General features: G+C 72.8%; 21 protein-coding genes and 4 tRNA genes. 17 read left to right on the top strand and 8 right to left on the bottom strand.

The window, feature by feature from the left end; genetic code table 11:
- Positions 1–45: 45 nt before the first annotated feature.
- Both ACZ5OX_RS00905 and ACZ5OX_RS00900 read right to left on the bottom strand, forming a co-directional pair.
- Positions 46–119: transfer RNA gene (locus ACZ5OX_RS00905), tRNA-Cys, on the bottom strand.
- Between the two features lie 40 nt (positions 120–159).
- Positions 160–232, bottom strand: a tRNA-Gly gene (locus ACZ5OX_RS00900).
- A gap of 317 nt (positions 233–549) precedes the next feature.
- On the opposite strand from ACZ5OX_RS00900, the gene ACZ5OX_RS00895 reads away from it, so the two are divergent.
- The 3 genes from ACZ5OX_RS00895 (at position 550) to ACZ5OX_RS00885 (ending at position 3,443) form a co-directional block, all read left to right on the top strand.
- A complete protein-coding gene (locus ACZ5OX_RS00895) occupies positions 550–1,671 on the top strand; it encodes a chorismate-binding protein (protein ID WP_465627935.1) in 1,122 nt (373 codons plus the stop codon).
- A gap of 25 nt (positions 1,672–1,696) precedes the next feature.
- Complete coding sequence (locus ACZ5OX_RS00890; RefSeq protein ID WP_465627933.1) at positions 1,697–2,527, top strand: aminotransferase class IV; 831 nt, start codon at positions 1,697–1,699, stop codon at positions 2,525–2,527.
- Positions 2,528–2,594: 67 nt separating this feature from the next.
- Positions 2,595–3,443 (top strand): GNAT family N-acetyltransferase, encoded by an 849-nt coding sequence (locus ACZ5OX_RS00885; RefSeq protein ID WP_465627931.1) that lies wholly within the window; start codon positions 2,595–2,597, stop codon positions 3,441–3,443.
- 12 nt (positions 3,444–3,455) lie between these two features.
- Here the strand turns inward: ACZ5OX_RS00885 and ACZ5OX_RS00880 are convergent, their stop codons facing one another.
- Positions 3,456–3,956 (bottom strand): DsbA family protein, encoded by a 501-nt coding sequence (locus tag ACZ5OX_RS00880; protein WP_465627929.1) that lies wholly within the window; start codon positions 3,954–3,956, stop codon positions 3,456–3,458.
- 110 nt (positions 3,957–4,066) lie between these two features.
- On the opposite strand from ACZ5OX_RS00880, the gene ACZ5OX_RS00875 reads away from it, so the two are divergent.
- Positions 4,067–4,534: a hypothetical protein gene (locus ACZ5OX_RS00875; RefSeq protein WP_465627927.1), complete on the top strand. Its 468-nt coding sequence runs from the start codon at positions 4,067–4,069 to the stop codon at positions 4,532–4,534.
- Between the two features lie 8 nt (positions 4,535–4,542).
- Here ACZ5OX_RS00875 and ACZ5OX_RS00870 read toward each other — a convergent pair whose 3' ends face one another.
- The gene (locus tag ACZ5OX_RS00870; RefSeq protein WP_392914155.1) at positions 4,543–5,112 is read right to left on the bottom strand and encodes a CGNR zinc finger domain-containing protein; all 570 of its coding nucleotides are present in this window, start codon (positions 5,110–5,112) and stop codon (positions 4,543–4,545) included.
- Between the two features lie 430 nt (positions 5,113–5,542).
- Positions 5,543–5,956 carry an SsgA family sporulation/cell division regulator gene (locus ACZ5OX_RS00865; RefSeq protein ID WP_030056266.1) on the bottom strand — a complete coding sequence of 138 codons (414 nt, stop codon included), beginning with the start codon at positions 5,954–5,956 and terminating at the stop codon, positions 5,543–5,545.
- A 195-nt stretch (positions 5,957–6,151) separates the two neighbouring features.
- Between ACZ5OX_RS00865 and ACZ5OX_RS00860 the strand changes: the two genes are divergently transcribed.
- The 3 genes from ACZ5OX_RS00860 (at position 6,152) to ACZ5OX_RS00850 (ending at position 7,040) form a co-directional block, all read left to right on the top strand.
- Complete coding sequence (locus tag ACZ5OX_RS00860; RefSeq protein ID WP_465627925.1) at positions 6,152–6,610, top strand: TIGR02611 family protein; 459 nt, start codon at positions 6,152–6,154, stop codon at positions 6,608–6,610.
- Between the two features lie 78 nt (positions 6,611–6,688).
- Positions 6,689–6,760: transfer RNA gene (locus ACZ5OX_RS00855), tRNA-Val, on the top strand.
- A 208-nt stretch (positions 6,761–6,968) separates the two neighbouring features.
- Positions 6,969–7,040 (top strand) — tRNA-Val (locus tag ACZ5OX_RS00850).
- Between the two features lie 80 nt (positions 7,041–7,120).
- Here ACZ5OX_RS00850 and ACZ5OX_RS00845 read toward each other — a convergent pair.
- Complete coding sequence (locus ACZ5OX_RS00845) at positions 7,121–7,885, bottom strand: exonuclease domain-containing protein (RefSeq protein WP_465627923.1); 765 nt, start codon at positions 7,883–7,885, stop codon at positions 7,121–7,123.
- 165 nt (positions 7,886–8,050) lie between these two features.
- Here ACZ5OX_RS00845 and ACZ5OX_RS00840 point away from each other — a divergent pair, with 165 nt between their 5' ends.
- The 4 genes from ACZ5OX_RS00840 (at position 8,051) to ACZ5OX_RS00825 (ending at position 12,521) form a co-directional block, all read left to right on the top strand.
- Positions 8,051–8,611 (top strand): DUF4365 domain-containing protein, encoded by a 561-nt coding sequence (locus ACZ5OX_RS00840; protein WP_465627921.1) that lies wholly within the window; start codon positions 8,051–8,053, stop codon positions 8,609–8,611.
- A 32-nt stretch (positions 8,612–8,643) separates the two neighbouring features.
- Positions 8,644–9,807 (top strand): hypothetical protein, encoded by a 1,164-nt coding sequence (locus tag ACZ5OX_RS00835; RefSeq protein ID WP_465627919.1) that lies wholly within the window; start codon positions 8,644–8,646, stop codon positions 9,805–9,807.
- A gap of 88 nt (positions 9,808–9,895) precedes the next feature.
- Positions 9,896–11,875, top strand: a complete 1,980-nt coding sequence (thrS, locus tag ACZ5OX_RS00830) for a threonine--tRNA ligase (protein WP_465627917.1) — start codon at positions 9,896–9,898, stop codon at positions 11,873–11,875.
- An 85-nt stretch (positions 11,876–11,960) separates the two neighbouring features.
- Positions 11,961–12,521 carry an HIT family protein gene (locus ACZ5OX_RS00825; protein WP_097238679.1) on the top strand — a complete coding sequence of 187 codons (561 nt, stop codon included), beginning with the start codon at positions 11,961–11,963 and terminating at the stop codon, positions 12,519–12,521.
- A gap of 71 nt (positions 12,522–12,592) precedes the next feature.
- Here the strand turns inward: ACZ5OX_RS00825 and ACZ5OX_RS00820 are convergent, their stop codons facing one another.
- Positions 12,593–14,239 carry a hypothetical protein gene (locus ACZ5OX_RS00820; protein ID WP_465627915.1) on the bottom strand — a complete coding sequence of 549 codons (1,647 nt, stop codon included), beginning with the start codon at positions 14,237–14,239 and terminating at the stop codon, positions 12,593–12,595.
- Between the two features lie 194 nt (positions 14,240–14,433).
- On the opposite strand from ACZ5OX_RS00820, the gene ACZ5OX_RS00815 reads away from it, so the two are divergent.
- Positions 14,434–14,859: a thiol-disulfide oxidoreductase DCC family protein gene (locus ACZ5OX_RS00815; protein ID WP_449789506.1), complete on the top strand. Its 426-nt coding sequence runs from the start codon at positions 14,434–14,436 to the stop codon at positions 14,857–14,859.
- A gap of 25 nt (positions 14,860–14,884) precedes the next feature.
- Here ACZ5OX_RS00815 and ACZ5OX_RS00810 read toward each other — a convergent pair whose 3' ends face one another.
- A complete protein-coding gene (locus tag ACZ5OX_RS00810; RefSeq protein ID WP_465627913.1) occupies positions 14,885–16,933 on the bottom strand; it encodes an elongation factor G-like protein EF-G2 in 2,049 nt (682 codons plus the stop codon).
- 290 nt (positions 16,934–17,223) lie between these two features.
- On the opposite strand from ACZ5OX_RS00810, the gene pgsA reads away from it, so the two are divergent.
- The 5 genes from pgsA to ACZ5OX_RS00785 all read left to right on the top strand — a co-directional run bounded on the left by pgsA (position 17,224) and on the right by ACZ5OX_RS00785 (position 21,105).
- Positions 17,224–17,871 (top strand): phosphatidylinositol phosphate synthase, encoded by a 648-nt coding sequence (gene pgsA / locus ACZ5OX_RS00805; RefSeq protein WP_465628865.1) that lies wholly within the window; start codon positions 17,224–17,226, stop codon positions 17,869–17,871.
- A 16-nt stretch (positions 17,872–17,887) separates the two neighbouring features.
- Positions 17,888–18,850, top strand: coding sequence for a phosphatidylinositol mannoside acyltransferase (locus ACZ5OX_RS00800; RefSeq protein ID WP_465627911.1), 963 nt, complete (start codon positions 17,888–17,890; stop codon positions 18,848–18,850).
- 52 nt (positions 18,851–18,902) lie between these two features.
- Entirely contained in the window at positions 18,903–20,087 is a 1,185-nt protein-coding gene (locus tag ACZ5OX_RS00795) for a glycosyltransferase family 4 protein (protein ID WP_465627909.1), read from the top strand.
- 74 nt (positions 20,088–20,161) lie between these two features.
- The gene (locus tag ACZ5OX_RS00790; protein WP_449789501.1) at positions 20,162–20,530 is read left to right on the top strand and encodes a 5-carboxymethyl-2-hydroxymuconate Delta-isomerase; all 369 of its coding nucleotides are present in this window, start codon (positions 20,162–20,164) and stop codon (positions 20,528–20,530) included.
- A 74-nt stretch (positions 20,531–20,604) separates the two neighbouring features.
- Positions 20,605–21,105 (top strand): hypothetical protein, encoded by a 501-nt coding sequence (locus ACZ5OX_RS00785; protein ID WP_387751912.1) that lies wholly within the window; start codon positions 20,605–20,607, stop codon positions 21,103–21,105.
- Positions 21,106–21,129 lie beyond the last annotated feature (24 nt).

Raw genomic sequence — 21,129 nt, 5'->3', positions numbered from 1 at the left:
GCTAATCGCGCGGGGAGGTCCCCCGGTGGAACCGGGGGAGCCTCTTGGAGGTGGAGACGGGATTTGAACCCGTGTACACGGCTTTGCAGGCCGTTGCCTCGCCTCTCGGCCACTCCACCAGGCAACACATGAAGAACGATCTTACACTGTTCTCCATCGAGCGGACGACGAGATTCGAACTCGCGACCCTCACCTTGGCAAGGTGATGCTCTACCAACTGAGCCACGTCCGCCTGTCTCCCAGGGCCTTCACCGCTTTTCTTCGGCTGCGCTCCCTGGCGACGTGTTGAACTCTAGCGGATTCCCGGGCCAGCTAAAAATCCGTTCCCGCAGCATGCCGAGGGGATGGTCGCGAGTGCCGTCCCGTCAGCCCTCCCGGCACGTCACCGGCCGCCACCTGCGGCGCTCCCGGACGATCATCCGCAGGTCACCCGGCGCACACCTGGGTGACGCACACGGGTGCTCGTGCGCGGGGCGCGAGCCGGTCCGGGCCCGCGCCCCCGACCTACACTTCAGGCACCGCCGCCCAGCACCACCGCGCAGGAGAACCGTGTCCGGCCACCCCGACCCCCGCACCCCACTCGCCCGCTTCGGAGGCCGCCTGGCCACCGGACTGCGCGACGTCACCTCGGACCCGGCCGCCCTCGACTCCGCCGGCTACTGGGCCGTCGCCTACGACTTCGAGGGCCGGCTCACCTGCGCCCGCTTCGACGAGGTCCGCCCCGCCCCCGCTCCGCCCTCCGGTGCGGGCTGGCGCGGACCGCAGGCCGGCAGCTGGCACAGCTCCCTCGACCGCGCCGCCTACATCGCGGGCGTGCGCCGCATCCGCGAGCACATAGCCGCCGGCGAGGTCTACCAGGCCAACCTCTGCCGGGTGCTGTCCGCACCGCTGCCCGACCCGGACCGCAGTGACGTCGACGCCCTCACCGGCCTCCTCGCCCACGGCAACCCCGCCCCCTACGCCGGCACCATCCGCCTGCCCGGTCACGGCGTCGAGATCGCCACCGCCTCGCCCGAGCTCTACCTGCGCCGCACCGGCCGCACCGTCTCCTCCGGCCCGATCAAGGGCACCGGCCGCACCGAGGACGACCTCCTCGACAAGGACCACGCCGAGAACGTGATGATCGTCGACCTGGTCCGCAACGACCTCGGCCGGGTCTGCGAGACCGGCAGCGTCACCGTCCCCGACCTCTGCGCCGTCGAGAAGCACCCCGGCCTGGTCCACCTGGTCTCCACCGTCGAGGGCACCCTGCGCGAAGACGCCGGCTGGCCCGAGCTCCTCGCCGCCACCTTCCCGCCCGGCTCCGTCACCGGAGCCCCCAAGTCCAGCGCCCTGCGGATCATCGAAGCCCTGGAGACCGCCCCGCGCGGCCCCTACTGCGGCGCCGTCGGCTGGGTCGACGCGGACCGGGGCGAGGCCGAACTCGCCGTCGGCATCCGCACCTTCTGGATCGACCGGACGGACCCGGGCGCACCCGTCCTGCGCTTCGGTACCGGTGCCGGCATCACCTGGGGCTCCGACCCCGAGCGCGAATGGGCCGAAACCGAACTGAAGGCCGCCCGCCTGGTCGCGATAGCGTCGGGCAGCGAACCCGGAGCCGAGCCCGCAGCCGGGCACGGAGCCGAGCCTGGCGCCGAGTCCGGCCGCGGATCCGAGCCTACCGGGGCCTGAGCCCCCACCGCCTAGGAGCAGCCCGATGCACAACCGCACCACGAGCTGGGTCAACGGCACGCTCGTCGACTCCGCCGACGCGGCCGTCTCCGTCCTCGATCACGGCCTCACCACCGGCGACGGCGTCTTCGAGACCATGAAGACCGTCGACGGCCGGGCCTTCGCGGTCACCCGCCACCTGGACCGGCTCACCCGCTCCGCCCGCGGCCTCGGCCTGGCCGACCCCGACCACGACCTGGTCCGCGAGGCCTGCACCCGGGTCCTCGCCGCCAACCCCGCACCGCTCGGCCGGCTGCGCATCACCTACACCGGCGGCAACGGCCCGCTCAGCTCCGAGCGCGGCACCACCGGCCCCACCCTGGTCGTCGCCCTCAGCCCGATCACCCGCCGCCCCGACGAGACCGCCGTCACCGTCGTCCCCTGGCGCCGCAACGAGCACAGCGCCGTCGCCGGCCTCAAGACCACCTCGTACGCCGAGAACGTCGTCGCCCTGGCCGCCGCCCACCGCGCCGGCGCCTCCGAGGCCCTGTTCGCCAACACCGCCGGCCTGCTCTGCGAGGGCACCGGCTCCAACGTCTTCGTGGTCCTCGACGGCCGCCTGCTCACCCCCACCCTCGCCTCCGGCTGCCTGGCCGGCATCACCCGGCAGCTCGTCATCGACTGGTGCGGCGCCGAGGAGGCCGACCTCCCGCTCGGCGCCCTCCGGAACGCCGAGGAGGTCTTCCTGACCTCCACCACCCGCGACGTCCAGGCCGTCACCCGCGTCGACGACCGCGAACTGCCCGGCACCGGCCCCGTCACCGCCAAGGCCATGGCCGTCTTCACCGAGCGCAGCGGCGACGACCTCGACCCGTGACCTCCGACCCGAGGAGCGCGCGCCGACCGGGTGGATAACCCTCCGCACAGGGGGAAGGGACCACCACATGACCACCACGCTGCGCCCCGAGGGCCCGGAGACACCCGCCGCGGCCGGCGGCCGCACCAGACGCTGGCTGATCCTCTCCAACGGCCACCCGGTCGGCGCGCTGCGCACCACCGCCGATCCGCAGGGCGGTCAACTCTGGGGTCGGATATCCGAGTTGGAGGTCACCGAGGGACGCGGCCGGGGTCGGGGCACGTTCGGCGCCCTGGCCGCCGAGGAGGTGCTGCGCAACTGGGGCTGCACCCGGGTGGACGTCGGCGTCCCCGAGGCGGCCACGACGGCGCGCGGGCTCGCCGTCGCCCTCGGCTACACCGAGCGGGCCCTGAGCATGTCCAAGCGGCTGGTCGCCGCCCCCGCGCTGCCCTCCGGGGTGAGCGCGCGCCCCTTCGACCCGGCCGACCTCGACGACTGGCTCGCCCGGTCGGCGGAGGGCTACCGCCGGTCGCTCGTCGGGTCCGGCCTCACCGAGGAGCAGGCCCGCGCCAGGACCGGCGGCGACGACCCGCCGAACCCCGCCCCGCAGGGCGTCGACACCCCGGGCGTCGTCCTGCGCAGGCTGTACGGCGCCGACGGCGCAGAGGGCCCGTACGGCTCGATCTGGGTGCAACTGCGGCTGCGCGACCTGCCGGACGGCGAACCGCTCGCCTGGGTGATGGGCGTCGAGGTGTCCCCGGACCACCGGGGCCGGGGACACGGACGCACACTGATGCTGCTCGCCGAACGCGAGTGCCTGGCCGCCGGGGTGCACGACCTGGGCCTCAACGTCTTCACCCGCAACGAGGTCGCCGTCCGGCTCTACGACTCGCTCGGATACGCGGTCACCGAGCGCTTCTACGGCAAGCCGCTGTGACCTGACGTGCCGTCAGGACCACTTCGCCGCCTCGATGACGGCCACGATCCGCTCGCGCAGCCCGTCCTGGCTCTTGCCGCCGTCGAGGCGCTTCCCGCCGATCACGTACGTCGGCGTGCCGGTGACCCCGATCGCCTTGCCCTCGGCCTGGTCGGCGTCGACGGTCAGCATGTGCCGGCCGTCGACCAGCGCGGTGTCCACCTCCTCGACGTCCGCCCCGACCTCCCGGGCCACGTCCAGCAGCACCTGCTGCCCACGCGCGTCCAGCTCCGCGGTGCGGGCCAGCAGCGCCTCCACGAACGGCCAGCCCAGCCCCTGCGCGAACGCCTCCTCGGCCGCTTCCGCGGCGGCGTAGGCGTGCTTGTGCTTCTCCAGCGGGAAGTGCCGCACCTCCACGGGCAGCGCGTCGCCGTACTGCGCGCGCAGCGCCCGTACGTCGTCCAGCGCGGTGTGGCAGTCCGGGCACTGGAGGTCGCACCAGAACTCGAGGCGGGGGAGGGAACCATCGATCATTGCCCCAGTGTTCCACTAGTGGGCGCCCGCTCCGGCCGGAGGTGCGCCCGGAGGCGGACCGAGAGGAAGGCACCGATGACCAGGACGACCGGACACGAAGGAGCGCTTCCGTGCTGAGTGCGGCGGTCAGTTTCGTCCTCACCGCGGGCGGGGTGGCCTTCGCGGGACTGCGGGCCTACCGGCGGCGCTTCCTGTCGGCGACCCGCTGGTTCGCGGTGGCCCTGCTGCCCGCCGGGCTGTACCTGACCGGCCTGTTCCCGCTGGCGAGCACGATCGCCGGGGAGTTCGCCGACTGGGCGGCCAAGCTGGTCTTCGACCCCCGGGTGTGGACGGGCATCGCGCTGCTCGGCCTCTCCGCGGTCCTGCTGGTCACCACTCGCTGGGCGGGCCGCCGGGGCGGCGCGGCGGCGGTGGAGGGCGCCCCGGAGCGCCCGGCCGCGGCCCGCCCGGCGCCCGAGCGCCGGGCGGTGGCGCCGACGCCGCCCGGGGCCCCGAAGAAGCAGGCCGCGGGCAAGCGGGACGACGGCCTCGGCGACTTCGCCGACATCGAGGAGATCCTCCGCAAGCGCGGGATCTGAGCGGCGGGTCAGGCGGAGGGGACGGCCTCCGCCGACCGCTGGCGCGCCCGGTAGGCGGCGACGTGCAGCCGGTTGCCGCAGGTGCGGCTGTCGCAGTAGCGCCGCGAGCGGTTCCGGGAGAGGTCCACGAAGACCCGCGCGCAGTCCGGCGCCTCGCAGCGGCGCAGCCGCTCCCGCTCGCCCGCCACCAGGATGAAGGCCAGCGCCATGCCCAGCTCGGCCGCCAGGTGGTCGCCGAGCGCGGCGTGCGGTGCGAAGTAGTGGATGTGCCAGTCGTGGCCGTCGTGGTCGGTCAGCCGGGGCGTCGTGCCGGCGGCCGCGACGATCGAGTTGACCAGCTCGGCGGCCTCCGCGGTGGACTCCGTCGCGAACACCTCGCGCAGCCGGGTCCGCAGCTCGTGCACCCGCCGCAGGTCGTCCTCGGTCAGTGAGTCGATCTCGCTGATCTCCTGGCGGACCACGAAGGCGTCCAGTGCGGCGACGTCCGGCAGCCGCTCGGCGCCGCACACCTCGGGCGCGGTGTTGAGCAGCTCCACGAGGATGCTCAGCGCGCACTCGGTGTCATGGGTGATCAGCACGTTGGGGGCTCCTCGCGCAGGGGGACTCCGATACCCCGCGTCCGCGGTTACCCCAGACCATACCGGGCCCCGTGCCGGTGGGGCGGCGCCTTCTTTCGAATGCGTGTACGCAGTACGTCAAGGCGTACGAAACCGGGCGTCGTCCGGGGTGGCGGGCCCCGGGCCGGGGTCCGTGGACCCCGGCGGACGCGGCCGCCGGAACACGCCGACGCCCGGCGCCCGAGGCCGGCCACCCGTGAGGATGACCGGCTTCGGCGCCGGGCGTCTGTGGTGCTGGGGACCGCTCCGGTAGGAGCAGAACCGTTTCACCGGCCCCGAGGCCGCGTCGTGCGCGGCTGAGTCCGCTGCCGTGCCCCCGAGTAGGACGGCTGCGATGGCGGCAGGGGCTGCGGCCCCGCCGACAGCGGGGCGTGACCGCCTCCGGACGGAGTCAGCTTTCGGCGAGGATGTGGGACAGCTCCCGGTCGAGGTCGAAGTGACGGTGTTCGGTGCCGGGGGGTACCGCGGCGTCCGTCCGCTTGAGGAACGACTCAAGCGCCCGGGCCGGGGCCTCCAGCAGGGCTTCTCCTTCCGGAGAGCTCAGGGCGATGCAGACCACCCCTTGCCCGTGGCTCCGCGACGGCCACACCCGGACGTCGCCGGTACCAGTGGGTCGGTGCAGCCCCTCCGCGAGGAGATCTCGGGCGAACACCCACTCCACGGTCTCGTCGGCGCCCGTGTGGAACGTGGCGTGCACGGCGTAGGGGTCGGCAGTGTCGTAGCGCAGGCCCGCTGGGACGGGCAGTGAGGACTCGCTGGACACGATGAGGCGCAGGTGCAGCTCGCAGCTGACCGTGGTGTTCATAAGCGCCATGGCCTTTCGCTCAGTGTGCGCTCGGGGAATCGCACGTCGGCGAACGGACCATCCCACCTCCAAGACCGATGTAAACCCCTCTGTCCCGATTCGGGCGCGAGTCGTACCCCTTACGGCGCATTGCGGAATCGCTCCGCAGCGGCCGGGCCGGGCAATACCCGGGCGCTACTTGGTTAGTTTCCTGGCATGACTGTGCGAAACGACAAGACCGGCGGGAACGCGAGAACGGGTGAAGCGGCCGAGGCTGTTGACGCGGTCGTCGACGGTGGGCGGGCGGTCGGTTCGAGGGCCCCGGCCTTCGTCCGCCGCTCGCCGGCGCTGCACCGGATCTGGCAGGTGGCGATCTTCCTGGCCGGCCTCGCGGTGGTGGTGCTCGGGCTGGTCATGCTGCCGCTGCCCGGCCCCGGCTGGCTGGTGATCTTCCTCGGCATGGGGATCTGGGCCACCGAGTTCGTCTGGGCCCAGCTGGCCCTGCGCTGGACCCGCCGCAAGGTCGCCGAGGCCGCCCAGCGGGCCATGGACCCCCGGGTGCGCCGCCGCAACCTGACGCTCACCGCGATCGGACTGGCCGCCCTCGTCGGGGCGGGCGGCTGGTACTTCGCCCGCTACGGCCTGGCCGTCCCCTGGCAGCTCGACGAGAGCTGACCTGCCCGGGCGCGGGGTCCGGGGTCGGGAGAGTGGTCGGAGCACCCTCCGGGATGCGGTAATGTTTTCCCTGCACCCGGGCGATTAGCTCAGCGGGAGAGCACTTCGTTCACACCGAAGGGGTCACTGGTTCGATCCCAGTATCGCCCACCGGAATGCATTGTGATACGTGAGGCCCAGCCGATTATCGGCTGGGCCTCACGTGTATTTCCGGAATCTGCCTGAAGAGCCGTCGGTAATCGGCTGAGGCACAGTCATCTTCCGTGTGGAGCGCGAGTTCTGCGGCGGTGTCGGTGCCACCCGGAAGGGCGAGTTGTACGACCGGCCCCGAATGGTGCTACAGTTCTTCTCGTTGCCCGGGCGATTAGCTCAGCGGGAGAGCACTTCGTTCACACCGAAGGGGTCACTGGTTCGATCCCAGTATCGCCCACCGGACAGCACGCAGGCCCTGACCAGGAAACCGGTCAGGGCCTGCGGCGCGTTCCGGGCCCGGGATCCCGGGGCCGCCCGCTACGCCGCCGCCTCGCACCCGTGCTCCGGCTCCAGCCGGCGCCCACAGCCGCACCGGGCCGGCCGCAGCGGCCAGGACAGGTCCACCCGCTCCGGCGTCCCCGAGCGGTCGAACCAGTGCTGCAGCCCGCGCGCCTGCGCCGCGTGCCAGATCGCCTGCCGCAGGTGCAGCTCCGCCGCCGACAGCCCGCCCAGCGCCGCCGGGTAGCGGGCGCCTATCCGCCGGGTCAGCGCCAGCGCCGCCGTCGCGTCCGCCGCCGCGTCGTGCGCCCCGGCCAGCTCCACGCCGTAGTGGGCGCACAGGTCGGTCAGCGTCCGACGGCCCTTGCGGTAGCGGTCCACGTGCTTGTCCAGCACCCGGGGATCCAGCACCAGCAGGCCCGCCGCCGGCCCGTCGGCCAGCGTCACCCCGTGATGGCGGCGCAGCTCCCGGTCCAGCAGCGTCAGGTCGTAGGGCGCGTTCATCACCACCACCGGGCGCCCGGCCCGCGCCTCGGCCGCCAACGCGCGGGTGACCTCCGCCACCACCGTGCCGGCCGGCCGGCCGTGGGCGCGCACCTGCTCGTCGGTGATCCCGTGCACCGCGCGGGCGCCGTCCGGGATCGGAACCCCCGGATCGGCGAGCCAGGTCGTGGTCCGCGCCGGTGTGCCGGGCGCGAGCTGGACGACCAGGGCGGCCGAGACGATGCGGTCGTTCTCCACGTCCACGCCGGTCGTCTCGGTGTCGAAGGAGGCGAGCGGGCCGGTGTACCAGTGCTGCTGCATGACTGCCCCTCAGACGAGCGTTGCGCCCGGTTGATACCCGGCCCTGACGCCCCTTCAACCCGTTTGGCCCAAGCCCGGCCGGGGATCCTGCCCATGACCGTCCCGTTCGAATCGACTGCCCGTCCGGACCGGGACGGGCCCGGAACCGGGGGAGGCCACGGGGCGATGGCACTGACCCAGCCGCAGCCCGAGGAGACGGCGACGACGGCGGTACTGCGGGGGAACCTCGCCGTCACCGCCTGCATGGAGACCCTGCAGGTCGGCTATCTGCACGCGGTGGCCGCCGCGGCCGGCTGCTCGCTCTCCCAGCCCTTCCCGGACAACGGCATCGACTGGCACGTCAGCCACGGCTCCCGCGAGCACGAGGTGGACGACGAGGTCACCGTCAAGATCCAGCTCAAGGCCACCCAGCAGGTCGCGCCCGACCCGGCCGGGCCGTTCTTCAGCTTCACCCTGGACAACGAGCACCTGCGCAAGCTCGCCCGGCCCCGGGTCGCGGTGCCGCGGATCCTGGTCGTGATGCTGCTGCCGCGCCGGGTCGACCACTGGCTGCGGGCCCGCCCGGACGCCCTGGAACTGCGGCACTGCTGCTACTGGGTCAACCTGGCCGGCCATCCCGTCACCGGGAAGCGGCGCACCAACGTCCGGCTGCCCACCGAGCGGGTCTTCGACGACCGCGCGCTCTGCGACATCATGGCCCGGGTCGGCGCGGGCGGCAGCCCGTGACGGCCCGGCCCCGGCAGGGAGGAACCGGACCCATGACACCGCCGTACGGACCGGGCGAACCGGCCCCGCTCCTGCCCGATCCGGCCACCGTCGACCCGAAGGTCCTGGCGACCCTGCTCGCCCGGCACGGCTGGGTCCGCCGCGGCGGACCGGCCGCCCGCTACGGACGCTGGACCCCGCCCGACGGCGAACCCGGCACCAGCCTGCTCGTCCCGGCCGGGGACGGCTTCGACGACGCCGTCGAGCTCCTCACCGACGCCGTCACCGCGCTCTCCCGCTCCCGCACCCCCTCAGCCCGCTCCATCCTGCTCGCCCTCGCCGTCCCCGGCGACGAACTGTGCTGGCACCGCGAACCGCCCGGCCCCGACGGGACCACCGCCTGGGGCGAGGCCGAGCGGCTCCGGCGGGCGGCCCGCGGCATGCTCGCCGCCGGTGCCAAGGCCGCCCGCACCAGGGCCGGCTACTTCGGCGCCCGGCTGGACGGCCCCGCCGGGGACTTCCTGGACCGCGTCCTGCTGGTCGAACAGGGCGCCGCCCTCACCGCCCACACCCCCGCCCCCGAGGGCCGCGCCGCCGTCACCACCCTGGTCCGCGCCCTGGAGGCGCTGCGCGACGCCGTGGACTACCGCCGGGTCAGCGGCGGGCCCGAGGCCTTCGGGAACGCCGTCCGGTCCGGTGTCAGCCGGGAGCTCGTCCAGTCCGTCGAGGAGTTGGTGCGCGACGCGACGGCAGCCCGGCTCAGCGTCTCCTGGTCACCCGCCGCCGGAACGCCGGGCGGCTTCGGGGACCGCCGGATCGACCTCGACTTCTCACCCGGTGACCTGCCCGCCCTGGTGGAGGCCGCCGACCTGCTGGAACGGATCGAGCCCGCCGTCGCCGTCACCGTGCTCGGCGTCGTCACCCGGCTCAAGCGTGCCGACCCCACGGGCCCCGGCTCGGTACGGCTGCGGGTGCTGGCAGGCGCCGACGTCCGCGAACTCAAGCTCCGCCTGCCCGACCCCGACTACCGGCTCGCCGCCGAGGCCCACCTCGCGGGCCTGCCCCTGCGGGTCTCCGGCCGGCTGGACCGGCACGGCGGCTTCCGCCGGCTGACCCTCCCGCACGGACTGGAACTCCGCGGCTGGGAGGAAGGGGACCGCGAGCGGCTGCTGAAAGCGCTCGGGGAGACGGCGGAGGGAGGGGGAGAAGGGGCGTAGGTGGACGGCGGGGGCGGCGCTCTCGGTACCATCGTCACGCGCAGCGCAGTGTTGCGTCCTCTGAAATCCAGCACGTCAGGAGAGACCGGTGACGGACGTCCGGGTAATCATCAGCCGCGAACCCGATCGGGAAGAGCGCGTGGTGACGACGGGCACCACGGCCGCCGAGCTCTTCGCCGACGACCGCTCGATCATCGCCGCCCGCGTCGGCGGCCAGCTCAAGGACCTCGCCTACGCCGTCCAGGACGGCGACGAGGTCGAGCCCGTCGAGATCGGCAGCAAGGACGGCCTCGACATCCTGCGCCACTCCACCGCGCACGTCATGGCCCAGGCCGTGCAGCAGCTCTACCCCGAGGCCAAGCTGGGCATCGGCCCGCCGGTCAAGGACGGCTTCTACTACGACTTCGACGTCGAGAAGCCCTTCCACCCCGATGACCTCAAGGCCATCGAGAAGAAGATGCAGGAGATCATCAAGCGCGGGCAGAAGTTCTCCCGCCGCGTGGTCACCGACGAGTCCGCCCGCGAGGAGCTGGCCGCCGAGCCGTACAAGCTCGAGCTGATCGGCCTCAAGGGTTCCGCCGCCACCGCCGGCGAGGGCGCCGACGTCGAGGTCGGCGCCGGCGAGCTCACCATCTACGACAACCTGGACGCCAAGAGCGGCGAGCAGTGCTGGGGAGACCTCTGCCGCGGCCCGCACCTGCCCAGCACCCGGCACATCCCGGCGTTCAAGCTGATGCGCAACGCGGCCGCCTACTGGCGCGGCAGCGAGAAGAACCCGATGCTCCAGCGCATCTACGGCACCGCCTGGCCGACCAAGGACGAGCTCAAGGCCCACCTCGACTTCCTCGTCGAGGCCGAGAAGCGCGACCACCGCAAGCTCGGCAACGAGCTCGACCTCTTCTCCATCCCCGAGGAGATCGGCTCCGGCCTCGCCGTCTTCCACCCCAAGGGCGGCATCATCCGCCGCGCGATGGAGGACTACTCGCGCAAGCGGCACGAGGAAGAGGGCTACGAGTTCGTCTACACCCCGCACGCCACCAAGGGGAAGCTCTTCGAGAAGAGCGGCCACCTCGACTGGTACGCGGACGGTATGTACCCGCCCATGCAGCTCGACGAGGGCGTGGACTACTACCTCAAGCCGATGAACTGCCCGATGCACAACCTGATCTTCGACGCTCGCGGCCGCTCGTACCGTGAACTGCCGCTGCGCCTCTTCGAGTTCGGGACGGTGTACCGCTACGAGAAGTCGGGTGTGGTGCACGGCCTGACCCGTGCCCGCGGGTTCACGCAGGACGACGCCCACATCTACTGCACCCGCGAGCAGATGGCGGACGAGCTCGACTCGACCCTGACCTTCGTGCTCAACCTGCTCCGCGACTACGGTCTGACCGACTTCTACCTGGAGCTGTCGACCAAGGACCCGGTCAAGTACGTCGGGTCGGACGAGACCTGGGAGGAGGCCACCGCCGTCCTGGCGAGCGTGGCCGAGAAGCAGGGGCTGCCGCTGGTTCCGGACCCGGGCGGCGCGGCCTTCTACGGCCCGAAGATCTCGGTGCAGGCGAAGGACGCCATCGGCCGTACCTGGCAGATGTCGACCATCCAGCTCGACTTCAACCTGCCCGAGCGCTTCGACCTGGAGTACACCGCGGCGGACGGCTCGCGTCAGCGGCCGGTCATGATCCACCGGGCGCTGTTCGGCTCGATCGAGCGCTTCTTCGCCGTGCTGCTGGAGCACTACGCGGGCGCCATGCCGCCGTGGCTGGCCCCGGTCACCGTCACCGGCATCCCGATCACCGACGAGCACGTGCCGTACCTGCTGGAGGTCGCGGCGAAGCTCAAGAAGCACGGGATCCGGGTCGAGGTCGACACCTCGGACGACCGCATGCAGAAGAAGATCAGGAACGCCCAGCGCAGCAAGACGCCGTTCATGCTGATCGCGGGCAACGACGATGTCGAGGCGGGCGCGGTGTCCTTCCGCTACCGCAACGGCGAGCAGAAGAACGGTGTGCCGGTCGACGAGGCGATCGCCGAGATCGTGGACGCGGTGGAGCGTCGTATCCAGGTGTGACGTAGGCCCCGCCCTGGCGGGGACGCGCGGGGCAGGCTCTCGAAGAGTCTGCCCCGCGCGGCTTTGCAAGCACCGTTGGGCGAATATGCTGATCAGCATGACGACTGAGCCGGAACTGCAGCGGGGCGTCGGTGAGCCGGACGGCTTCCGCCGCCTGTGGACCCCCCATCGGATGGCGTACATCCAGGGTGAGAACAAGCCCACCGGCCCGGCTCCGGACGACGGTTGTCCGTTCTGCTCGATCCCGTCGCTGAGCGACGAGGACGGGCTGGTCATCGCCCGGGGGAGCGCCGTTTTCGCGGTGCTGAACCTGTACCCGTACAACGGCGGGCACCTGATGGTGGTCCCGTACCGCCACGTGGCCGACTACACCGACCTGGACGAGGCCGAGACGGCCGAGCTGGCGGACTTCACCAAGAAGGCGATGACGGCGCTGCGGGCGGCCTCCGGGGCGCACGGGTTCAACATCGGGATGAACCAGGGCGCTGCGGCCGGGGCCGGGATCGCGGCGCACCTGCACCAGCACGTGGTGCCGCGCTGGGGCGGGGACACCAACTTCATGCCGGTGGTCGGCCACACCAAGGTGCTGCCGCAGCTGCTGGCGGACACCCGGAAGATGCTGGCCGAGGTCTGGCCGCAGGGCTGAGCCCTGGCGACGCGTGCGAGAGGGCCCCACCGGGATGCTCGGTGGGGCCCTCTCGCGTGCTCCGCGCCGGGTCAGCCGGCGTTGAAGGTGTCCACGTCGTACGGGCGCGGGCTCTGCGCCTCGGACTTGATGATCGAGGTGCGGTTCTTGAAGAAGCGGTCGGCGTCCAGGTCGTGCTCCTCCAGGAACTCCAGCGTGGCAGCGTGGACGGCGGCGAGCACCGGGACGGAGGCGTTCTGGGCGTTGTCGACCATGGAGCGGTTCTCCCAGGCCCGGCCGGCCCAGATGTGCCGCAGCCCGAAGGGCTCGGGCAGCCCGAGCCCGCCGCCGAGCCAGCCGAGCAGGCCGGGCATCCGGTAGAAGGGGGCGCGGACGGCCTGGCGGACGACCTCGTCGTTGTCGATCAGGGGGAGCTTGACGGTGCGCTCCTCCCAGAACTTCACGGTCTTGGCGACCGACTTCTCCTTGTCCTTGGGCTTGTCGAAGAAGACGCCCTTGACCGGGCCGAGCGCGTAGCCGGACACCGTGATGTTGAGGACGTTGGCGAGCAGGGTGACGGTGACGGTGAAGGTGAGGACCAGCTTGCCGTCGTGGGTGATGAACTGGGTGGCGAGGTAGTGCCGGGGGCCGCCGGAGAAGGTCTGCTTGTCGGCGACGCTCTGCACGGCGAAGTCGCGCATCCGGTCGCCGTCCATGTCGGCGTTGCCGGGGCGGCTGATCTCGTCGGCGCCCTCGCCGATGTCGAAGACCACCCACTGCTTGATGGCGACGTTGGGCATGCCGCTGTTGGCGACGTGGCTGACGCCGAGGCCCTTGAGGTGGGAGGAGATCCGGCGGACCAGGTCCCAGGGGTGGAAGGCGCGGAAGTCGGCGTGGCCGTCGGCGGGGTGGAGGGTGTCGGCGAGGCGCCACTCGCCCCAGCGGCGGCCGGCACCGAGGATGCCCTTGGGGCCGGCGTAGTGGTGGATGTTGGTCTCCTGCTCGGCGTCCAGGCGGCCGAGCTTGTCGCGCAGGTCGGTGGCCTTCTTGTCGAGGTCGTCGCGGGGGACGGCCTTGGCGACGGAGGCGGCCACCACGCTGCCCTCGACCAGCGCCTGCCAGCGGGAGCGCAGGTCCTTGGCGGAGCGCTCGACGATCCGGCGGGCGAGGTACCAGCCGATGACCGGCGCGAGCATGGTGACGCGCAGGTAGATGCCGAGGTAGCCGGCGGCCGGTGGGCGCAGCAGGAGCAGGACGGCGAGGGCGGCGGTCGCGGCGAGCACGATGCCGCCGTAGACGGCCGCGTTCTTCGGGTTGTCCCGCTTGAGCCAGGCGCGGAGCTGGAAGGCGCCGAGCCAGATCAGGGTGCCGGGGAGGAAGAGCACGCCGGTGACGACGGAGACGGTGCTGAGCTGCCGGTCGCGGGTGTTGCGCAGTTCCTCGGCGGCCAGGCAGTGTTCGACGACCTGGCGGGTGTCGACTCCGAAGGCCGGGACGAGGGGTTTGCGGCCGCCGCCCAGGGCGCGGGAGATCAGCGCCTTGCTGAAGGCCTCGCCGAGGTTGGGGCGGAAGAGCGCGAAGCGGCCCTTCTTCTCCGTGGCGTCGGTGACGGCGCCGACGAAGGCGCCGACCTCGCCGTCGCGGTAGGCGGTCGAGGAGAGTCCCTGGGTGATGGCTGTCTGCGGGCCGGCGTCGGTCCGGGGTATCTGCGCACCCGGGGTCATGTCGAGTGTGGTCACGGTGGCGTCCCCTCCTCCCCTTGTCAGCGGCAGGTTACCGTGCCGTGGCACCCCCGCGCGGATGATCGTCTGAAGTGCCGTCACCGGAGGCCTGAGGGGCATGATGCCCAGCTTCGGGCGGGTCGATACCCGCCGGGGTGCCCCTGGTGGCGGTGGGGCAGGATGGACGGTGGAGCAAGGGAAGGGGAACGGCCGTGAAGGATCCGGTGCTGGTCTTCGACGGGGACTGTTCGTTCTGTTCGTCCTGCGTGCGCTGGGCGGAGCGGTACCTGCGGCAGACGCTGGCCTCGGGGGGCTGGGAGGCGGTGCCGTTCCAGTTCGCGGACCTGGCGGGGCTGGACGGGCTCGCCGGCGGCCGGGGCGAGGTGTCGGCCGAGCGGGCGGAGCGCGAGGTGCTCTGGGTGACGCCGACCGGTCGGGTGTACGGGGGCGCGCAGGCGGTTGCGCGGCTGCTGATGCGCTCCGGCGGGGCGTGGGCGTATCTGGGCGCCGTGTTGACGGCGGCGCCGGTGCGGCCGCTGGCGGGCCTGGCGTACCGCTGGGTGGCGCGCAACCGGCACCGGATGCCGGGGGGTACGGCGGCCTGCGCGCTGCCGGTCCGGAAGCCCGCCCAGCCGTAGGGCCGTCGGACCGCGGGGTCGGTCGTCAGTCGGTGTAGCGCTCGGCCAGGGCGGCGGGCATGGGTTCGTGGCGCAGGTAGGCGCGGGAGAACTCGGCGGTGCCGTGGGTGAGCGAGCGCAGGTCGATCGGGTAGCGGACGAGTTCGAGTTCGGGGACCTCGGCGCGCAGCAGGGTGAGTCCGGTGCCGCCGGTCTCGGTGCCGAGCACGCGGCCGCGCCGGGCGGAGAGGTCGCCGAGGACGGCGCCGAGGTAGTCGTCGGGCAGCAGGACGCTGACGGCGGCGACGGGTTCGAGCAGGCGGATGACGGCGTGCTCGGCGGCGTCGCGCAGGGCGAGGGCGGCGGCGTTCTGGAAGGACGCGTCGGAGGAGTCGACGGAGTGGGCCTTGCCGTCGGTGAGGGTGACCCGGACGTCGACGAGCGGGTAGCCCGTGGTGACGCCCTTGGCGAGCTGGGCGCGGACGCCCTTCTCGACGGAGGGGATGAAGTGCTTGGGGACGGCGCCGCCGACGACGTGTTCCTGGAACTCGAAGCCGGAGCCGGCCGGGAGGGGTTCGACCTCGAGGTCGCAGATGGCGTACTGGCCGTGGCCACCGGACTGCTTGACCAGGCGGCCGTGGCCGGCGGCGGCGGTGCCGAAGGTCTCGCGCAGGGCGACCTTGGGCTCGACGGTGTCGACGTGGACGCCGTGGCGGGTGCGGAGGCGGTCGAGGACGACGTCGGCGTGGGCTTCGCCGGTGCACCAGAGGACGAGCTGGTGGGTGTCGGGGCTCTGTTCCAGGCGTAGGGCCGGGTCTTCGGCGGTGAGGCGGGCGAGGGCCTGGGAGAGCTTGTCGTCGTCGGCCTTGCTGTGGGCTTCGATGGCGATCGGGAGCAGCGGCTCGGGGAGGCGCCAGCCCTCGAGGTCGACGGGGTGGCCGGGGTCGTGGACGGTGTCGCCGGCGCGGGCGGTGGTGAGTTTGGCGGCGCAGACGAGGTCGCCGGCGACGGCGTGCGGGACGGGGCGCTGGAGTTTGCCGAAGGGGCTGGTGAGGGCTGTGACCCGTTCGTCGCCGTCCTGGTCGGCGGTGTGGGCGGGGCCGACGAGGTGGATCCTGGTGTCGGGGCGCAGGGTGCCGGCGTAGAGGCGCAGCAGGCTGATCCGGCCGACGTAGGCGTCGCCGGTGACGCGGACGACCTGGGCGGCGAGCGGGGCGTCGGGGTCGCACGCGGGGGCGGGGCGGGTGCGTTCGGTGGGGTCGGGGAAGGTGTGGGCGATGAGGTCGAGGAGTTCGGCGGCGCCGAGTCCGTTCTCGCTGGTGGGGACGGCGGGGTGGAGGGCGCAGGAGAGGACTTCGCGGCGCAGGCCGGCCTCGAGGGAGTCGGTGTCGAGGGGGTCGCCGGAGAGGTAGCGCTCCATGAGGGTGTCGTCCTGGCCGGAGATGGCTTCGACGAGGCTGTCGTGGGCGGGGGCGGTGTCGGGCAGGGGGTCGGCGGCGCCGTAGGTGTCGCCGGTGAGGAGGTCGACGCTGCCGTCGGGGTGTCCGTCGTGGTGGACGGGCAGGAAGAGCGGGCGGAGGGTGTCGGGGCCCAGTTCGAAGGCGTCGTGGCAGGCGGTGAGGATGTCGTCGAAGCCGGTGCGGGCGAGGTCGAGTTTGGCGACGGCGATGGCGCGGGGGATGCCCTCGGCGGCGCATTCGCGCCACAGGGCGCGGGTGGGGGCGGTGACCGGGTCGGTGGCGGAGACGACGAAGACGGCGGCGTCGGCGGCGTGCAGGGCGGCGCGCAGGTCGGCGGTGAAGTCGGGGTGGCCGGGCGGGTCGATCAGGTTGATCTTGACGCCCTTCCATTCGAGGGGGAGGAGCGATAGCTGGACGGAGCGCTGCTGCTGGTGCTCGATGTCCTCGTGGTCGGAGATGGTGGTGCCGTCGGTGACGCGGCCGGCACGGCCGGTGGCGCCGGCGGCGAGCGCGAGGGATTCGGCGAGGGTGGTCTTGCCCACACCACTGGGGCCGATGAGGACGACGTTGCGCAGGTCCTTCGGGCCGGTGACGGCGGGTGCCTGGCCGGCTCGTGCCGTGCTGCGGTCGGGCATCGGGGTCTCCTCCCGTGGCGCCGAGGCTGTCCTTCGCAGTCTAGGGGCGGGTGTCGCCGGTGGCGCGTGCCGTACGGCCGGTCGGGTGCGGACGGGCGGGTGCCGTACGGCCGGCCGGTGATCGGACGTGTGCGTGCGGTGGGCGGGGGTGGCGTCCGGCGGTGCGTGCGCCGGAGCGTGTCCTCGGCGTGGCTACGATGGGTGCGCCGGACGGGCTGATCCGCCCGGCCGTCTGCCGCGCCGTGCTGCGCCAGGCGGGTATCTGGGAGATCGGAGCGGCTGGGAAGGCCATGCTCAACAAATACGCGCGTGGCTTCTTCACACGTGTCCTGACCCCGTTCGCCGCGTTCCTGATCCGCCTGGGCGTGAGCCCGGACGCGGTGACGCTGATCGGTACCGCCGGTTCGGTGGCCGGTGCGCTGGTGTTCTTCCCCCGTGGGGAGTTCTTCTGGGGCACCATCACGATCACGGTGTTCATCTTCTCGGACCTGGTGGACGGGAACATGGCCCGCCAGCTGGGCCGGAGCACGAAGTGGGGGGCGTTCCTCGACTCCACCCTGGACCGGGTCGCGGATGCGGCGATCTTCGGCGGTCTGGCGATGTGGTACGCGGGCAAGGGTGACAACGACCTGCTCTGCGCGGTGGCGATCTTCTGCCTGGCGAGCGGTCTGGTGGTGTCGTACACGAAGGCGCGGGCGGAGAGCCAGGGCCTGCCGTGCGACGTGTCCGGACTGGTGGAGCGGGCCGAGCGGCTGGTGGCCAGCCTGGTGGCGGCCGGGGTCGCGGGCCTGCACAAGTTCGGAGTGCCGTACGTGGAGTGGCTGCTGCCGGTGGCGCTGTGGCTGGTGGCGGCGGGCAGCCTGGTGACGGTGTTCCAGCGGATGCTGACGGTGCGCCGGGAGGCGTTCGAGGCCGACCGAGCGGCGGCCGGGAGCTGATGGGGGGCGTCCTGCGGTGACGGACCGACTGGTGTACTGGGCGTACGCGCTGGGGTGGGGGCTGTTGAAGCACCTGCCGGAGCGGGTGGCCCGGGGGCTGTTCGACCGGCTGGCGGACTACGCGTGGCGCAAGCGCGGCAAGCGGGTGCTGCAGTTGGAGGCGAATCTGCGCCGGGTCCGTCCCGGGGTGGACGGGGCCGCGCTGCGGGAGCTGTCGCGGGCGGGGATGCGCTCGTACCTGCGGTACTGGATGGAGTCGTTCCGGCTGCCGGTGTGGAGCCGGGAGCGGGTGGCCAGGGACGTCCAGGTGGAGGGCTTCGAGCACCTGCGGGCGCAGCTGGAGGCCGGGCGGGGCGCGCTGATAGCGCTGCCGCACATGGGCAACTGGGACCTCGCGGGGGCCTGGGTGGCGCAGCAGGGCTATCCGTTCACGACGGTCGCGGAGCGGTTGAAGCCGGAGCGGCTGTTCGACCGGTTCGTGGCGTTCCGGGAGGGCCTGGGCATGGAGGTCCTGGCGTTGACCGGTGGTTCGGTGAACGTGATCGGGACCCTGGCGCGGCGGCTGCGCGAGGGCCGGCTGGTCTGCCTGGTCGGGGACCGGGACCTGTCGGAGGCGGGCATCGGGGTGTCGTTCTTCGGTGAGGAGACCCGGATGCCGGCCGGTCCCGCGGCGCTGTGCCAGCGGACCGGGGCGGCGCTGCTGCCGGTGACGCTCTGGTACGACGGCCCGGTGCTGCGGGCGCGGATCCACCCGGAGGTGCCGGTGCCCGAGGAGGGCGACCGCAAGGAGCGCACCCGGGCGATGACCCAGGCGATGGCGCAGGTGTGGGAGCGGGGCATCCGCGAGCACCCGCAGGACTGGCACATGCTGCAGAGGTTCTGGCTCGCCGATCTGCCGGTCCGTGAGACGGTGAAGGCGGCGCCCGTGGAGCGCGTGGAGGCGGCCGCGGAGCCCGCGGCCGAGGCCTCCGGGTCCTGAGCCGTCCCGCCGTCCCCGCCCGCACGACTGTCCGAAGGAGCTTGAGGAACCCGTGAAGATCGGCATCGTCTGCCCGTACGACTGGGACGTCCCCGGTGGGGTGCAGTTCCACATCCGGGATCTGGCCGAGCACCTGATCGGTCTGGGGCACGAGGTGTCGGTGCTGGCGCCGGCCGAGGACGACGAGGCGCTGCCGCCGTACGTGGTCCCGGCGGGGCGGTCGGTGGCGGTGCCGTACAACGGGTCGGTGGCGCGGCTGAGCTTCGGGATCCTGTCGGCGGCGCGGGTGCGGCGCTGGCTGCACGACGGGCGGTTCGACATCCTGCACGTGCACGAGCCGGCCGCGCCGAGCCTGTCGATGCTGGCCGCGTGGTCGGCGACCGGGCCGATGGTGGGGACGTTCCACACGTCCAATCCGCGGTCGCGGGTGATGATCGCGGCCTCGCCGATCCTCCAGCCGGGGCTGGAGAAGATGCGGGCCCGGATCGCGGTGTCGGAGTACGCCCGGCGGACGCTGGTGGAGCACCTGGGCGGGGACGCGGTGGTGATCCCGAACGGCGTGGACGTGGCTTTCTTCGCGGACGCGGAGCCGGACGAGCGCTGGACCGGCGGTGCGGCGAAGGGGGAGCCGGGCACGATCGGCTTCATCGGCCGGATCAACGAGCCGCGCAAGGGCCTGCCGACGCTGCTGGCGGCGCTGCCGAGGATCCTGGCGGAGCGGCCGGGGGTGCGGCTGCTGGTGGCGGGCAAGGGCGACGAGGAGGAGGCCGTCGCGGGCCTGGCGCCCGAGGTGCGCGCGCAGGTGGAGTTCCTCGGCATGGTGAGCGACCGGGACAAGGCGCGGCTGCTGCGCAGCGTGGACCTGTACGTGGCACCGAACACCGGTGGCGAGAGCTTCGGGATCATCCTGGTCGAGGCGATGTCGGCGGGCGCGCCGGTGCTGGCGAGCGACCTGGACGCGTTCAAGCAGGTGCTGGACGGCGGGGACGCGGGGGAGCTGTTCCCGGTGGAGGACGCGGACGCGCTGGCCCGTACGGCGCTGCGGCTGCTGGGTGATCCGGCGCGGCTGGAGGAACTGCGGGAGGCGGCGTCGCGGCACGTGCGGCGGTTCGACTGGTCGACGGTGGGCGCGGACATCCTGGCGGTGTACGAGACGGTGACGGCCGGCGAGGCGGCGGTGGTCGAGGAGGACGTGCGCAGCGGTCGGCGCGGCCGGTTCGGGCTGGCACGGGACTGATCCCCGCGGGCGGGTCCGGGTGTCGGTGGGGTTAGGGTCGGGCGTCCGTACCACTGCGATCCACGGGGGCGACGATGCCGCAGATCTCCGTCGACTACTCGGCCGACCTGGCCGGCACCTTCGACCGCCGGGGCCTGGGCCTGGCGATCAACCGGCTGGCGGAGGCGACGATCGACGCGAAGCCGGAGTCCTGCAAGACGGTGTTCCGGCAGAGCGAGGTGCTGGTGGTGGGCACCGGCGGGGCGGCCGCCGACACCCAGGTGTTCGTGGAGTTCCAGATCTTCCCCGGCCGTACGCCGGAGGCGAAGGCCGCGCTGAGCGAGGGCGTGCTGGCGCTGCTGGCGCAGTACGTCCGGCCGAAGCCGGGCACCCGGCTGTTCACGGCGGTGAACATCGCGGACATCGACCGTGAGAGCTACCGGAACGCGACCGCCCGGGGCTGAACCGGTGACACCCGGTAACGTAGCGGCCCGTGACTACCTGGATCTGGGCCGGCGTGGCCGTGGTGCTGTTCGGCATGTACCTGAGTTGGACGGCCGGTCGGCTGGACCGGTTGCACGCCCGGATCGACGCCGCGCGGGCGGCGCTGGACGCGCAGCTGGTGCGCCGGGCGTCGGTGGCGATGGAGCTGGCGACGTCCTCGCTGCTGGATCCGGCGGCCTCGCTGCTGCTGCTGGACGCGGCGCACGCGGCCCGGCAGGCCGAGGACGAGCAGCGCGAGGTGGCGGAGAGCCAGTTGAGCCTGGCGCTGCGGGCGGTGTTCGAGGAGCCGGAGCAGATGGCGGCGCTGATGGCCGAGCCGGGCGGTGAGGACGCGGTTCGTGACCTGACGGCCGCGGTGCGGCGGGTGCCGATGGCCCGTCGGTTCCACAACGACGCGGTGCGGGCGGCGCGGGCGGTGCGCGAGCACCGTCTGGTGCGGTACTTCCGGCTGGCGGGGAAGGCGCCGTTCCCGCTGGCGTTCGAGATGGACGACGCCCCGCCGCCCGCTCTCACGCCCGAAGGAGCGCCCGCTTAGGGTGTCCCCCGGATACGGCCTGAT

It is taken from the genome of Kitasatospora sp. NPDC032121 (assembly GCF_055580145.1).
Note: the sequence above shows the minus strand (reverse complement) of the source record. Positions and strands in the feature narration are given on the sequence as shown.

What these genes read in the sequence shown, in the direction of transcription:
- ACZ5OX_RS00865 (WP_030056266.1), bottom strand. Translation starts at nt 5,956, where the DNA reads ATGAACACCACGGTCAGCTGCGAGCTGCACCTGCGCCTCATCGTGTCC.
- ACZ5OX_RS00810 (WP_465627913.1), bottom strand. Translation starts at nt 16,933, where the DNA reads ATGCCCGACCGCAGCACGGCACGAGCCGGCCAGGCACCCGCCGTCACC.
- ACZ5OX_RS00890 (WP_465627933.1), top strand. Translation starts at nt 1,697, where the DNA reads ATGCACAACCGCACCACGAGCTGGGTCAACGGCACGCTCGTCGACTCC.
- ACZ5OX_RS00840 (WP_465627921.1), top strand. Translation starts at nt 8,051, where the DNA reads ATGGCACTGACCCAGCCGCAGCCCGAGGAGACGGCGACGACGGCGGTA.
- ACZ5OX_RS00885 (WP_465627931.1), top strand. Translation starts at nt 2,595, where the DNA reads ATGACCACCACGCTGCGCCCCGAGGGCCCGGAGACACCCGCCGCGGCC.
- ACZ5OX_RS00860 (WP_465627925.1), top strand. Translation starts at nt 6,152, where the DNA reads ATGACTGTGCGAAACGACAAGACCGGCGGGAACGCGAGAACGGGTGAA.
- ACZ5OX_RS00835 (WP_465627919.1), top strand. Translation starts at nt 8,644, where the DNA reads ATGACACCGCCGTACGGACCGGGCGAACCGGCCCCGCTCCTGCCCGAT.
- ACZ5OX_RS00790 (WP_449789501.1), top strand. Translation starts at nt 20,162, where the DNA reads ATGCCGCAGATCTCCGTCGACTACTCGGCCGACCTGGCCGGCACCTTC.
- ACZ5OX_RS00880 (WP_465627929.1), bottom strand. Translation starts at nt 3,956, where the DNA reads ATGATCGATGGTTCCCTCCCCCGCCTCGAGTTCTGGTGCGACCTCCAG.
- pgsA (WP_465628865.1), top strand. Translation starts at nt 17,224, where the DNA reads ATGCTCAACAAATACGCGCGTGGCTTCTTCACACGTGTCCTGACCCCG.
- ACZ5OX_RS00845 (WP_465627923.1), bottom strand. Translation starts at nt 7,885, where the DNA reads ATGCAGCAGCACTGGTACACCGGCCCGCTCGCCTCCTTCGACACCGAG.
- ACZ5OX_RS00785 (WP_387751912.1), top strand. Translation starts at nt 20,605, where the DNA reads ATGTACCTGAGTTGGACGGCCGGTCGGCTGGACCGGTTGCACGCCCGG.
- ACZ5OX_RS00825 (WP_097238679.1), top strand. Translation starts at nt 11,961, where the DNA reads ATGCTGATCAGCATGACGACTGAGCCGGAACTGCAGCGGGGCGTCGGT.